Below are 13416 nucleotides of genomic sequence, written 5' to 3' on the forward strand. Positions count from 1 at the left end.
ACGCGGACAAACCCGAGAAGAACTGGCGAAAGCTGGAGAGTGGGAGGGACGACAGCACAGGCGCGACGAACAAAAAGTGGTGCGACGGCGGCCGGCGTTGTCACGTCGTTCGACCGCGAACGTGCGCGGCAACTTTATGCCGCCAGTGCCCGATCAACGACTGCATACCGGGGAAGATACAGCCGGACGTTAGTGCCTTTACCTTCAATCCTATCGATTCGTGCTGTGCCACCCGCCGGGCTTGTGGACGCAATGCACGCTGCTGGTTGCACGTTGACGATCATGGAATTCAGGCCGGCCGCCCCTCATCCTTCGCACCGGTACCTTCGCGCATCACGTGTGCCGAGATCAGTTCTACCAGCGAAGTCAAATCGGCGGGCTTGATGAGGTGATGATCGATCCCCGCCGAGCGCGACTTCCGACGGTCTTCATGTTGCCCATAACCGCTTACGGCGATCAGCAGGCAGCCGCGCAAGGAATCATCGGCGCGAATGGCCCTGGCGACTTCATATCCGTTCATCCCAGGAAGACCAATGTCAAGGATGGCAACCCGCGGTTCGAACGCTTTTGCAAGCGCCAACGCGGAAACGCCATCGTGCGCGCATTGCACCTCGTAGCCGTGCAATTCGAGAAAGATTTTGAGGCTCTCCGTGGAAGCGACGGAATCGTCCACGACAAGCACCCGCACGTCCCGCTTGCGGCGCAGCGGCAACACATTAGCGACGGGCGTCGGCTTGTCCGCTGCGCGAGATGCCGGCAATTCCACGGTGAACTCCGCGCCTTGCCCCCGGCCCCCGCTCCGGCAACGGATCGAGCCTCCGTGCAGTTCAGTCAGATGGCGAGCGAGCGTGAGCCCGATCCCCAATCCTCCCTGAGCGCGATCTAGCGCGCTATCACCCTGGGTGAACAGATCGAAGACGCGTGGAAGGAGCTTTGGGTCGATTCCCTCGCCGTCGTCGATCACCGTGACGACTGCCTTTCCGGCGGACGAACCCGTCGAAAGACTGATATGCCCGCCGGGAGGCGTGAACTTGGACGCATTGTTCAACAGATTGGCGACAACCTGCGTGAGACGAACGACGTCGCCTTCTATCATGACGTCGTCTTCTTTTTGCTCGCATGAGAAGGCTTGCGAGCGGTTGGCGAAATGGGGCCGACTCGTTTCGATCGCGCGTTCGATAACGGTCCGCAAGTGAACAGGCTCCCGCTGGAGCGCTACCGTGCCGCGCTGGATTCGGGAAACATCGAGCAGATCGTCGACGATGCGCACCATATGACCGAGTTGATTGCCGATGATCTGGGTCGCCCACATCGTCACTTTCGAATCGCCCGGCTCCGCGCTCCGCATCACGCTCACCGCGTTCGAAATTGGCGCTAGCGGATTTCGCAGCTCATGGGCGAGCATCGCAAGGAATTCGTTCTTGCGCCGGTCCTCGTCGCGCAAGGCGGAGAATAGAAACGCGTTCTCCAGCGCGATGGAGGCTCGACTCACGAACTCGGTGACCACGGGCGCTGGCTGGCGATTTTCATCGCAGCGGACAACACCGAAGCAAAGCACCGCCTTGCGCTCCGCGCCGCTCAGCACTAAATGGAACCTGATCTCTTCGAACTTGACTGAGCGTTGCTCATCGTTCGCACCGGCGGGCCACCCGAAGACGTGCTCCGCCTCGCTTCGGCATATGAGACTTTCGCCCCTATCCACGGTCTGCTTCGCGAGCTCAAAGAATCGCCCGAGCGGTGCGATTGCGTCGATCTCCTGCCCGCGCGCCGGATCGATCAAGGCACGCACTGCGGGGCCGCAGCGCAACGATGTCGGTGGCGTCGCGTTCCCGTCCACTTCGAGAAACACGCATGCCAGATCGGCCAACGCCGGTACCGAGGTCTCCAGAATACGGATAAGCGTTGTCTCGACATCCAGCGAGCGCGTGAGCAAATGGCTCACATGCGACAGAAAGTCGGCGCGCTGGCGAGCCTCATCGGCGGATGCGCGCTGCGCTTCCGCCCGCGCGAGCGCTTCGCGCTGCTCTGCCCGGGCTCGCAGTTCGCGGTTCATGCAAAACATCTGCACGAACACACGGACCTTCGCACTGAGAATTTCCGGCACGACGGGCGACGATATGTAATCCACCGCCCCGAGCGAATAGCCTCTCGCCATCTCGGCATCGTCGGCATAAGCGGTGACGAAGATGATTGGAGTGGATGCCGTCGGGCGGTAGGAGCGCAGCATACTGGCCGTCTCGAAGCCGTCCATGTCGGGCATGTTAACGTCGAGCAGGATGACCGCAAACTCCTCTTGCAGCACTGCCTTGAGCGCCTCCCGCCCAGACGACACGCTGACGACTTCCTGGTCGGGTCCGTCGAGCACCGAGCGCAGGACCATGTGCTGGCTCGGCAGATCATCCACCACCAGAATCTTCACTTTGTCTTCAGAAGAGACATCGAACCTTGCCATAGCTGCTCCTAATGATGCAGCCACGCATGGAGTACCGCGACAAGATCATCCCGGTTGACCGGCTTCGAGAGATAGTCCCACGCGCCGGCCTCGATGCACTTCTCCCGATCGCCCTTCATCGCTTTGGCCGTCACGGCGATGATCGGCAACGTTTTGCCGACCGGTCGCTTGCGAATCTCGCGCATCGTGGTCAGGCCATCCATCTCGGGCATCATGATGTCCATCATGACGATGCCGATTTCGTGATCCGACTCGACCTGCCGTATCGCCTCGCGTCCGTTGTCGGCCCAGACGTGCCGCATGCCGAGGTCTTCCATGATTGTCGCGAGCGCGAAGATGTTGCGCATGTCGTCATCGACGATCAGTGCCTTGACGCCTTGCAGCGCGCGCTGCGATGCATGTAAGGCGTTCAGTACGGTTCTGGACTGTGCAGGGAGCCGCTTCGTGTCGAGGTGAAGCGCGGCGACGCATAAATCCAGAAGCCGGTCGCCGGTCGGTGCGTGTTGCACGTAGAAGCGTTCCTGGACGCGTTCCCAGCGTTCTGGCGGACCATCGCCCGCCGTGCTCACGACCACCGGAAGCGGCGCGAAGCAATCCCGAGCGACGAGCGTGGCTTCGATCAGCTCGGGGGAAATGCCGGGCACGTCATCGGCGAGCACGAGCGCATCAACGGCTTGCGACGACAGTTCCTGCACCAGGGCATCACGCGAATCGGCAAATATCGCGCGGACATGCGTGCCCTGCAACGCGCCGCAAAGCAGCTCACGCTCCGCTCCCGGCGGCATGGCCATGACGATCGCGCGCTGCTCCGCGTCGATGTATCGGGCCATGGATGCGAGCGCGCGATCCAGAATTGCGAGCGATTCGACGGGCTTGGGCAAAAATGCGAAAGCGCCCGAGCGAAGCGCGCGCTCACGCGATTCATCGGTCGAGATGACGCACACCGGAATATGCCGCGTGGACATGTCGTTTTTCAGGCGCGCGAGAATCCGCCAGCCGTCCATATCGGGCAAAAACAGATCTAACGTTAGAAGATCCGGCTTGTACTGGTCGGCGAGCGTCAGCGCGGAAGCACCCAGCGCGGTGGTCAGGGCTTTGAATCCGCGCTGGCGCGTCGCATCGACCAGCACACGAGCGAAAGCCGGATCGTTTTCGACAATCAGCACGACCCGGTCGCCCGCAACGATGTTATCGCGGTCATCGACGATGTGTGCGCTCGACACTTCGTGCGCGACCTCAGCAACGAGACCGGATTGCGTCCCCACGGCCACAAAGCCGTCGTTCACGGACGAGGCACCGTCCAAAGCAATGGCCCGCGCTCGTTCCCGGCTAGCCGGCTTTCTGCGCCCCGGTCTTCCGAGGTCGTTCCTGCATGGTAAAAAGAGCGTGAACGTGCTCCCCTCGTTCGGCATGCTGCTCAGACGGATCTCCCCGCCCAGCAGTTTTGACAACTCGCGGCTGATTGCCAGCCCCAACCCGGTGCCGCCATACTTGCGGCTGGTGCTGCCGTCGGCTTGCTGGAAAGCCTCAAATACGATCTGCTGTTTGTCGGCTGAAATCCCGATCCCTGTGTCGTGAACAGAGAATGCGATCACGCTTCCCGCGCTGTTCAGCGTGACATTGTCCTCGCTCCATCCGGCGTGCACGTCGTCGATCGACAGCGAAACCCGGCCTTGATGCGTGAACTTGAATGCGTTGGACAAAAGGTTCTTCAGGATCTGTTGCAACCGCTTGAGGTCGGTCACGATCGAAACAGGCACATCGCTGCCGAGGTGAATGACGAAATCCACGTTGCGCGCTTCTGCGATGTGACGGAAAGTGCGTTCGACGTACGTCGTCAAGTCGAGAAGACGATGCTCGTGAATATCGAGGACAACCGTTCCCGACTCGATCTTTGAAAGGTCCAGAATGTCGTTGATCAGTAACAGCAGGTCGTTCCCGGAGGCATGAATCGTTCGCGAATATTCGATCTGCCTTGGGGACAAGTTGCCGTCGGAATTCTTGCAGAGCTGGTCCGACAGGATAAGCAGGCTATTGAGAGGCGTGCGCAACTCATGCGACATGTTGGCGAGAAACTCCGACTTGTACTTCGACGTCAGTGCAAGCTGCTTGGCTTTGTCTTCGAGCGCCTGACGCGCCTGTTCCACTTCCGAGTTCTTGCGCTCCACTTCCTGATTCTGATGCGCGAGCAGCCTTGCCTTCTCCTGCAGTTCCTCGTTCGTCTGCTGGAGTTCTTCCTGCCGGCTCTGCAACTCGTGCGCGAGCGATTGCGACTGCTTGAGCAGATCCTCGGTACGCGTGTTGGCTTCGATTGTGTTGATGACGATGCCGATACTTTCGGTCAGCTGGTCGAGAAACGCCAGGTGGGTCGAGTTGAAGCACTCGAGGGACGCCAGTTCGATCACGCCCTTGACTTGCCCCTCGAAAACGATCGGCATCACGAGGACGTTCTGCGGCATCACACTGAGCAGGCCCGATTCGATCCGGTAGTTGACGGACGCCGAAGGCGCCAGGAGAATCTTGCGTTTCTCGAACGCGCACTGACCGACGAGCCCTTCTCCAAGCTGGACGCGCTTGCCGTGCGTGCCATGACCGTCTGAAGCGTAGCTCGCGACAAGCCTCAGCGAAGCGGCCTGGTCGATGGTATCGAAAACGAAGAATTCAGCCTGCTGCACGCCGACGACCGGCGCGAGTTCCGACAGAATGAGCTGGCCCACCGCGACGAGATCCTTCTGCCCCTGCAGCATGCGGCTGAACTTCGCCAGGTTGGTCTTGAGCCAGTCCTGCTCGGTGTTGAGCTCCGTCGTGTCCTTCAGGTTACGGATCATCTCGTTGATCGTATCCTTGAGCGCGGCGACTTCACCGAGCGCCTCGACAGTGATCGAGCGCGTCAGGTCGCCTTGCGTCACGGCGGTCGCCACTTCCGCGATCGCGCGCACTTGCGTCGTCAGGTTGGCCGCGAGCTGATTGACGTTCTCGGTCAATCCCTTCCACGTGCCGGCCGCGCCCGGCACCTTCGCCTGCCCGCCGAGTTTGCCTTCGACACCCACTTCCCGCGCGACGGTTGTGACCTGGTCGGCAAAGGTAGCGAGCGTGTCCGTCATGCCGTTGATAGTATCGGCAAGCGCCGCGATTTCGCCTTTCGCCTCCACGGTGAGCTTGCGGTCCAGATCGCCGTTCGCCACTGCAGTCACGACTCGCGCGATGCCGCGGACCTGGCTCGTCAGGTTGCCCGCCATGAAATTGACGTTGTCGGTCAGATCCTTCCACGTGCCCGCGACACCCTGGACGTCGGCCTGACCACCAAGCTTGCCTTCCGTACCGACCTCCCGCGCGACCCGCGTCACCTCGGACGCGAACGAACGCAACTGATCCACCATTGTGTTGATGGTGTTCTTCAGTTCGAGAATCTCACCCTTCACGTCCACGGTGATCTTCTTCGAAAGGTCGCCGGCCGCGACCGCTTTCGTCACGTCCGCGATGTTGCGAACCTGGCTCGTCAGATTGCCGGCCATGAAGTTCACTGAGTCGGTCAGATCCTTCCAGGTACCCGCGACGCCCTGCACGTCGGCCTGTCCACCGAGCTTGCCGAGCGTGCCGACCTCGCGCGCGACGCGCGTCACTTCGGAGGCGAATGAGCCGAGCTGATCGACCATCGTGTTGATCGTATTCTTCAGCTCGAGAATCTCGCCCTTCACGTCAACCGTGATCTTCTTCGAGAGGTCGCCCGCGGCGACCGCCTTCGTCACGTCCGCAATGTTGCGCACCTGGCTCGTCAGGTTGCCGGCCATGAAGTTCACGTTGTCGGTGAGATCCTTCCAGGTACCCGCGACGCCCTGCACGTCCGCCTGTCCGCCAAGCTTCCCTTCGGTGCCGACCTCGCGCGCTACCCGCGTCACCTCCGAGGCGAATGAGCGCAACTGATCCACCATCGTATTGATCGTGTTCTTGAGTTCGAGGATTTCACCTTTCACATCGACGGTGATCTTCTTCGAAAGATCGCCCGCGGCGACCGCTGTCGTCACGTCCGCGATGTTGCGCACCTGCGCAGTCAAGTTGCTGCCCATCGAATTGACCGAGTCGGTCAAATCCTTCCACGTTCCCGCCACGCCTTGCACGTTGGCCTGACCGCCGAGCTTGCCTTCCGTGCCGACCTCTCGCGCTACACGCGTCACTTCCGAGGCGAACGAGCGCAACTGGTCGACCATCGTGTTGATCGTGTTCTTGAGTTCAAGGATTTCGCCCTTGACGTCCACCGTGATTTTCTTCGAGAGGTCGCCCGCAGCGACTGCGGTGGTCACCTCAGCAATATTGCGCACCTGCGCGGTCAGATTGCCGCCCATTGAATTCACCGAGTCCGTGAGATCCTTCCACGTTCCCGCTACGCCCTGCACATCGGCCTGACCACCCAGCTTGCCTTCAGTCCCGACTTCGCGCGCGACGCGTGTCACTTCCGACGCAAACGAGCTCAACTGGTCGACCATCGTATTGATGGTGTTCTTCAGTTCAAGGATTTCGCCTTTCACGTCGACCGTGATCTTCTTCGAGAGATCGCCGGCGGCCACGGCGGTTGTCACGTCCGCGATGTTGCGCACCTGTGCAGTCAGGTTACTGCCCATCGAGTTGACGGAGTCAGTCAGGTCCTTCCACGTTCCGGCGACACCTTTCACGTCGGCCTGGCCACCGAGCTTGCCTTCCGTACCGACTTCGCGCGCCACGCGCGTCACTTCCGAAGCAAAGGATCTCAACTGATCGACCATCGTGTTGATGGTGTTCTTCAGTTCGAGGATTTCACCCTTCACATCGACGGTGATCTTCTTCGAAAGGTCGCCGGCCGCCACGGCCGTCGTGACTTCTGCGATATTGCGCACCTGACTCGTCAGATTGCCCGCCATGAAGTTGACGTTGTCGGTCAGGTCCTTCCAGGTTCCCGCGACGCCCTTGACATCCGCCTGGCCGCCGAGCTTGCCTTCGGTGCCGACCTCGCGCGCCACCCGCGTCACCTCGGAGGCGAAAGAGCGCAATTGATCGACCATCGTGTTGATCGTGTTTTTCAGCTCGAGAATCTCGCCCTTTACGTCGACGGTGATTTTCTTGGACAAGTCGCCCGCCGCGACCGCTTTGGTCACTTCCGCGATGTTTCGCACCTGGCTCGTCAGGTTCCCGGCCATTGAGTTCACGGAATCGGTCAGATCTTTCCAGGTGCCGGCGACGCCCTGCACGTCCGCCTGACCGCCGAGTTCGCCTTCGGTGCCGACCTCGCGCGCAACGCGCGTGACCTCTGCCGCGAACGTGCCGAGCTGTTCCACCATCCGGTTAATGATCTTCGCCGTGCGCAGGAATTCGCCTTCGAGCGCCCGTCCGTCCGCTTCGAGCGCCATGCTCTTGCTGAGATCGCCTTGCGCGACCGCGCCGATGACGCGCGCCACTTCGCTCGTGGGGTGTACCAGATCGACGATGAGCGAATTGACCGCGTCGATCGAGCGCCGCCAGAAACCGCGGGGATCGGGCAACGTGGCACGCTCGTGAATGCGACCTTCCTTGCCGACTGCCTGGCTGAGTCGCGAGAGCTCATCCGACATGCGGATATTCTGATCGAGGACATCGTTGAAGACGTCCGCGAGCTTGCCATGCAGACCATGCCAGTCGGCGGGGAGCGCGGCGGCCTCTCCCTTTCTCAGAGCGACGAGCGAGCCGTAGATCTCCCTGGTGCACGCGCTTGCACTATCCATTCTTGCTACCAATGCGTTGAACTCACGGGCCTGTTGCAGCCAGAAGCCGCTCCGTCCTTCTTCTTCGATCCTCGGCACACTGCCTGCGCGTGCCGTTGGGTTCCCGGCGGCACGTCCGAACGCGAGCGCCTGATGCATGCATTGGTCAGCCAGCATGTTCAGTTGCGCAGCGAGCTGTCCTTTGCTGCCGGCCCAGTCGGCTGGCAACACCGGTACATCCTCTCCTTTTCGCAAGGCACTGACGACCCGCACCATCAACTGGATCTCACTTTCTGTGAGCGTATCTTTTTCTTCCGATATGGTGTTCATTCGAGTCCCCGTCCGGGAGTGTTCGTCAAGCGGTGTGGCGGCCGCCATTATGCGTGTGGATTCGGGTGTGCGTGACATCGTGAGACGTGCGCGAACCACCGGAGGGGGCCTAACCGCAGGTTAAAGAACGGCCCCTTCAAGCCGCGCTTGATGATATACCGAGAAGATTGAGGAATGCTTAGAGGAAGCAGGAATCCGATTGGTTAACCAATCCGTCGTGTCGAAAAAAGGAGAAATCAGCCAGCTTGTAGCGGTATTGTCTCCTTTGGTCGCCCAGACACGATCCGGCGCTGCCCAAGGCAACGAACCTTGTATGTGCGGTAGTAGCTGTAGGAGTTCACAATTGATGCTGCCCGTGTTCATAAGGCTACTAACATCGTGCGGTGCAGCATTCGCGTTCGGCCGTGATTCCCAGGGCGGCGTCGCGGCGTAACCCACGGTACCTGCGCACCCAGGACGAAAGATGTCCTATGGCAGCATCGCCTCGAAAAACCGCACCACGGCGGCGTTGAATTGTTCATGGAACGCCGCCCGGTCGAAGCCCGCCAGACTGTCGCAGATTTCCGGCCGGAGCCGGGAAAGACGCGCATCGCAAGGTGGCATGAAGTCGTAGTGGCCTGCGTTCGCAACCACGTGATATTCAGGCGCATGTGGCAAGTCGGCGCGTACCGGCTCGTCATAGTAGGGATGCGGCTGATGCTGATCGTCGGCCGCGCTCCAGAGTTGGACCGGGGCGCGAACGCCGCTTAGCCCTGCGCGGCCGAAAGTAAATCCGAACGAAGGCGCGGCGACGACGAGAGCCTTGATGCGCGGATCGTGCACCCAGGCGCCGGCGGGAATATCAACGGCGAAATGGAGATCGACGCCGGCATGCTGCAGTGCCATACACAGATCATGGTCCGAATGAACCTCACAAAACGGAGAGATTCTGGAAAGATCCGGGATACCGCCTGCGGCCACTAGCACGGTGAAGCCGCCGTTGGAGAAGCCAAATGCGCCGATGCGAGTCGCATCCAGCCGCCCGTGCCAACGCCACTCGTCGAGCATGTAGTCAACCAGCCGGTGAAGTTGAGCGGGACGGCGCCAGAGTTCCAGGACCCGGCTCTGGTCGTCGAAGGTGTCGCCGGCGTGACTGACCGCCGCCGCGACGAAGCCTGCGTGAGCCAAGGCCAGAGCCGTGTCGTAGTGGCCGCTGAACGAGGCTCCGCCGCCGTGTGACATCACCACCAGTGGCAGGTGATTACCAGCAATCGGCGCGTCCAGCGCTACAGTCTGGGTGAAAGTGCTCAGCGAGTGCAAAATCGGCGGCGCATCAGTCGGAAACCAGATGCCGGCCGTGAGCGGTGGCTCGGCACCGTTTGGTATCTTGACCTCCATAAAGCCTACATCGGCTGCGAAGACAGGCGCGGCAACCAGGCTCAAAAGCGCAGCGAGAATGGCCATCAACCGCGGCATGTTCGTCTCCGGTGTCGTCGTTGCTTAGAGCGAAGGGTACTGAGTAGGCGCGGCGAAGCATGCGATGATTTGCGCCTGGCACATCGGTCGCGTTGGTTGTTCTCACAGAGAGAATCAGCCCACAAATCCGAAGGCCACCCAGAATGGTACAAGAGCCTGCCGAGTGTCCGATTAACGGGAGTAACGGAAGCCCGAATGACCGCTTGGGGTTGATCTGTTGAAAAAGTCGCTAGCCGTCTCTCTCGCGAAGTGTTTTGGGTTCTCCTTACCCTTGAACGGCGTGCGCGAGCGGTTAAGGGCATCGGATTCGAACCGCTTTTACAGACGGCACGGCTTTGTACAGACTAGTGAAGAGGAATGGGAATGGGACATCTACTATGCTCGTCAACCGGTCGAGCGAAAGGCAAGCAGCAAGGCTCCATTCATCTGTATACGGACAGGCGTGGTTGAGTCGCGGTCACAGACCCAGCCGTACGGCCCGTCCATGCCGCACTGAGATCGGCCCTACACGAACGGCACGCGTAAGACATCGGCGTCGGGTTGATTGCAGTCCACACCTTCGACAGATCGACTCATCTTCGCATTTCGGCCAGCAACCGTCGTTCGAGATCGGAGTCGGGCGGCCAGTCGGGCGGCGGCTCCATTCGAACATCCGACGTTGCGCACAACGGCATGTCGCGCACAACGCGCCAGTCCTCCAGACCAGTACAGTAGCGTCTCTTCCGCCGCTGAGAATGCTTGCGAATCTCGCGGCGCGTTTCTACCTGGTTCCAATCACCATTGAATCGGGGCCGGTAAGTGGCTCGACGCGTACCTGTGTAAAGCCGACTTGCTGCATCCATTCGCGACACTGCGCACCGGTATAGTCGAAACCGCCTGGCGTCTCGATAAGCATGTTCAGGCTCATCAGCAGGCCAAAGGCATTGCGCCTGCGGTCATCGTCGATTACAGCGTCGTAGACGATCAGGCAACCGCCGGGCGGTAGCGAGGCGTAGCACTTCGCAAGGAGCTCGAGCTTTTGCCCGAGATCCCAGTCGTGGAGGATGTGTCCCATCACAAGCACATCGGCAGCCGGACACGAATCCCTGAAGAAGTCGCCCGGATAGAAATTCAGCCGTTCCTGCAGGCCGTGCGATGCTACGTACTCTTCGAACACAGGGCCCACTATGGGCAGATCGAAGCCGCCCCCGCGCAAATGGGGATGGGCGAGCGCGACCTGTACAGGTAAGGCGCCTTGGGCGGCGCCGATGTCAATGAACGTGCTGTAGTTTTGCCACGGGAATTGGCGCGCAATCGCCTTGGCCGCACCCAGGCTGACCCCGCTCATCGCCCGAAGGAAACCCCGTAGTTTGTGTTCGTCGCGATACATGGCGTCGAAGGGGTTGCCGCCCCCTTTTGCCTCGTTCTGGGGCAGCCCCGTGCGAAGCGCTTCCGTCAAAGAGCCCCAGAACGGATACAGGCGCGCGTTGGCCATTTCCAGTAATCCACCCACGTAGCTGGGCTTCGCCATGTCCAGAAAAAGCTCGGCGTCTGGCGTATTGCGGTATTTCCCGTCTTCGCGTTCCAGCAGATTCAATGCGACCAACGCGTCAAGAAAATCAAGGGCCGATCTCGGATGCAGTCCGAGTGCCTCAGTCAATTCCGCAGCGTCGCGAGGTCCGGTCGCGAGGCGCGAGAACACACCGAGTTCGACTGCGGACAATAAGGTTTTGGATGCCCAGAACCCCATGCCCAGCTGGAGTAGCCGTTCAGGGGAGAGCTCCTGTTGGCGCGGGTTGTCAGCGCCCGGCTCCTGTTGAACCATGCTCGATGTGCTTTCCATCATTGCTCCCGGGGAACGTGTGAAGAAGCATCAGACAGGATGGTAGGCGAAACGAAAGTTTTCGAGCGTTCGTTACCGCACAGACGGACTCCAGCGCGTAGGTATGTTCGCCGCAACCGGATCGTCTCGCTCGGGATGAGCGTCGCAGGTCGCGCCATCGATGCCAATTCCGACAAGTCGACCGACCGCAAACTCATCGCAACCGTGCAATTTTGCGGACCGATGCCGGCGGAGACTTCGTCATCATCGGAAACGGCCCACGGCGTCGGGCTCCCGACCGGCACGACGACACGCGATTGACCGTTGCCTCCCCTGCCCGACTGCGCGTTATTGCTCGACTGATGCCCAGCCGCTAGCCAGTACACTTGCGATCGGTCGAGGATGTGCATCACAATGCACACGGTATGCAGCAAGGAGCCGCACATGGGTAAAGCATTCGGAGTGCGACCGCGTAAATCTGCCAACGTCACCCTGCCGTCTGAGGTGCTGGAGCGGGCCAAGCAGGTTGGTATTAATCTTTCGCGGGCGAGCGAGCGCGGTGTGCGCGAAGAAATCGCAGGAAGCGGGGGCGCGCCGTTGGGCGGATGATTACGCCGGGTTAGTCGCCGCTTCTTATACTGCGATGGTCGATCGCGAAGGGCTCCCACTCGCGAAATACAGGACGTTTTAATGGCCCGGTTTGAGCTCTACACAAACCCCGACATTGAGAGGCGCAAACTTGCACCTGACCTGCTCGATGCAAAGCACCCATGTCGGCATTCTGTCGACGCGCATCGTGATTCCTCTGCGACCTGTCCGGCATCTCGCCTTCTCCGGCAACCCATCCGACCTGCTTCCTCTTTTTTGAAGTCAACAGCGAAGAATTTTTCCTTGATACGCCTGGCATGAGCGCGGTCCACATTGATCGCTCCCGACAAGTGCATCGGTTCCCTTTTAGTCGACGTGAGGCCATGCTCGCGGCGGTCGACCAGATCTTCGGCGCATATTGGGGATAGCAGGACGGCATTGTTCGACAGGACGACCCCCGTACCAGCAGGTCAAGTTCAACCTCCAAACGTTGATCTCGCTGTTGCGCTTCACCCTTGAAACCGCTCCGGGAAACCGCGATTGGAGATGTGATGCAATTCGACAAGCAACAGGAAAGGCTCAGGCAGAGTGGCGCAACTATGCGCCCTGGTCCACCGAGCTTATTGGCGAAGGTATTAGCCGTGGTGATATGCGCTGCGCTACTCGTCGTAGGGCTCGCCGTATCGCTTGTGATGCTGGCAGTGGTGCTTGGCGCGGGCATCGTGATCGGCGGTTTCGTCTGGTGGAAAACACGCGATCTGCGCAGACAGCTGCGCGAGGAAGCAATCCGCGCACAGCAAACGCACGAGCAACAGGTGCACGAGCGTGCGGGCCAGCGCATGGTTATCGACGGCGTGATCGAGGACGTCGAGTTCCGCGACGAGACCCGACCGAAATAAGCGCGGCACCGTGGCAGCGCATGCGCTGCCACGTTACGGGCGATCACGATGGAGAGGCAGTGCTCGATTGCGGCGGGCGTTGAAGGTTGCATGAGCATTAGGCCAGATCTGGGCGCAACTCGAAGCCGTCGCAAGCGGAGCCTCCCTGCCTTTTTGCATCTGATCTCGAGCGCCGCATGA

Annotated in this window: 6 protein-coding genes and 1 pseudogene; 3 read left to right on the forward strand and 4 right to left on the reverse strand. The window is 60.5% G+C overall.

Features of this window, described 5'->3' with window-relative positions:
* Positions 1 to 289 precede the first annotated feature (289 nt).
* The 3 genes from OH764_RS23755 to OH764_RS23765 all read right to left on the reverse strand — a co-directional run bounded on the left by OH764_RS23755 (position 290) and on the right by OH764_RS23765 (position 9948).
* Positions 290 to 2452: a response regulator gene (locus OH764_RS23755; protein WP_498851063.1), complete on the reverse strand. Its 2163-nt coding sequence runs from the start codon at positions 2450 to 2452 to the stop codon at positions 290 to 292.
* 8 nt (positions 2453 to 2460) lie between these two features.
* On the reverse strand, positions 2461 to 8184 hold the full coding sequence (locus tag OH764_RS23760) for a HAMP domain-containing protein (RefSeq protein ID WP_498851268.1): 5724 nt from the start codon (positions 8182 to 8184) through the stop codon (positions 2461 to 2463).
* A gap of 777 nt (positions 8185 to 8961) precedes the next feature.
* On the reverse strand, positions 8962 to 9948 hold the full coding sequence (locus tag OH764_RS23765) for an alpha/beta hydrolase family protein (RefSeq protein WP_498851064.1): 987 nt from the start codon (positions 9946 to 9948) through the stop codon (positions 8962 to 8964).
* A gap of 292 nt (positions 9949 to 10240) precedes the next feature.
* Here OH764_RS23765 and OH764_RS23770 point away from each other — a divergent pair.
* Positions 10241 to 10444, forward strand: a pseudogene (locus tag OH764_RS23770) (hypothetical protein); the annotation flags it as partial.
* A 264-nt stretch (positions 10445 to 10708) separates the two neighbouring features.
* Here OH764_RS23770 and OH764_RS23775 read toward each other — a convergent pair.
* Complete coding sequence (locus tag OH764_RS23775) at positions 10709 to 11752, reverse strand: class I SAM-dependent methyltransferase (protein WP_498851065.1); 1044 nt, start codon at positions 11750 to 11752, stop codon at positions 10709 to 10711.
* Between the two features lie 441 nt (positions 11753 to 12193).
* Between OH764_RS23775 and OH764_RS23780 the strand changes: the two genes are divergently transcribed.
* Together OH764_RS23780 and OH764_RS23785 are read left to right on the forward strand one after the other, a co-directional pair.
* Positions 12194 to 12358, forward strand: coding sequence for a type II toxin-antitoxin system CcdA family antitoxin (locus OH764_RS23780; protein WP_498851066.1), 165 nt, complete (start codon positions 12194 to 12196; stop codon positions 12356 to 12358).
* A 530-nt stretch (positions 12359 to 12888) separates the two neighbouring features.
* Entirely contained in the window at positions 12889 to 13236 is a 348-nt protein-coding gene (locus OH764_RS23785) for a hypothetical protein (RefSeq protein WP_498851067.1), read from the forward strand.
* Positions 13237 to 13416 lie beyond the last annotated feature (180 nt).

Source organism: Burkholderia sp. M6-3, assembly GCF_050858985.1.
Taxonomy (GTDB): domain Bacteria; phylum Pseudomonadota; class Gammaproteobacteria; order Burkholderiales; family Burkholderiaceae; genus Paraburkholderia; species Paraburkholderia caledonica.

What these genes read in the sequence shown, in the direction of transcription:
- OH764_RS23780 (WP_498851066.1), top strand. Translation starts at nt 12,194, where the DNA reads ATGGGTAAAGCATTCGGAGTGCGACCGCGTAAATCTGCCAACGTCACC.
- OH764_RS23775 (WP_498851065.1), bottom strand. Translation starts at nt 11,752, where the DNA reads ATGGTTCAACAGGAGCCGGGCGCTGACAACCCGCGCCAACAGGAGCTC.
- OH764_RS23765 (WP_498851064.1), bottom strand. Translation starts at nt 9,948, where the DNA reads ATGCCGCGGTTGATGGCCATTCTCGCTGCGCTTTTGAGCCTGGTTGCC.
- OH764_RS23760 (WP_498851268.1), bottom strand. Translation starts at nt 8,184, where the DNA reads ATGGATAGTGCAAGCGCGTGCACCAGGGAGATCTACGGCTCGCTCGTC.
- OH764_RS23785 (WP_498851067.1), top strand. Translation starts at nt 12,889, where the DNA reads ATGCAATTCGACAAGCAACAGGAAAGGCTCAGGCAGAGTGGCGCAACT.
- OH764_RS23755 (WP_498851063.1), bottom strand. Translation starts at nt 2,452, where the DNA reads ATGGCAAGGTTCGATGTCTCTTCTGAAGACAAAGTGAAGATTCTGGTG.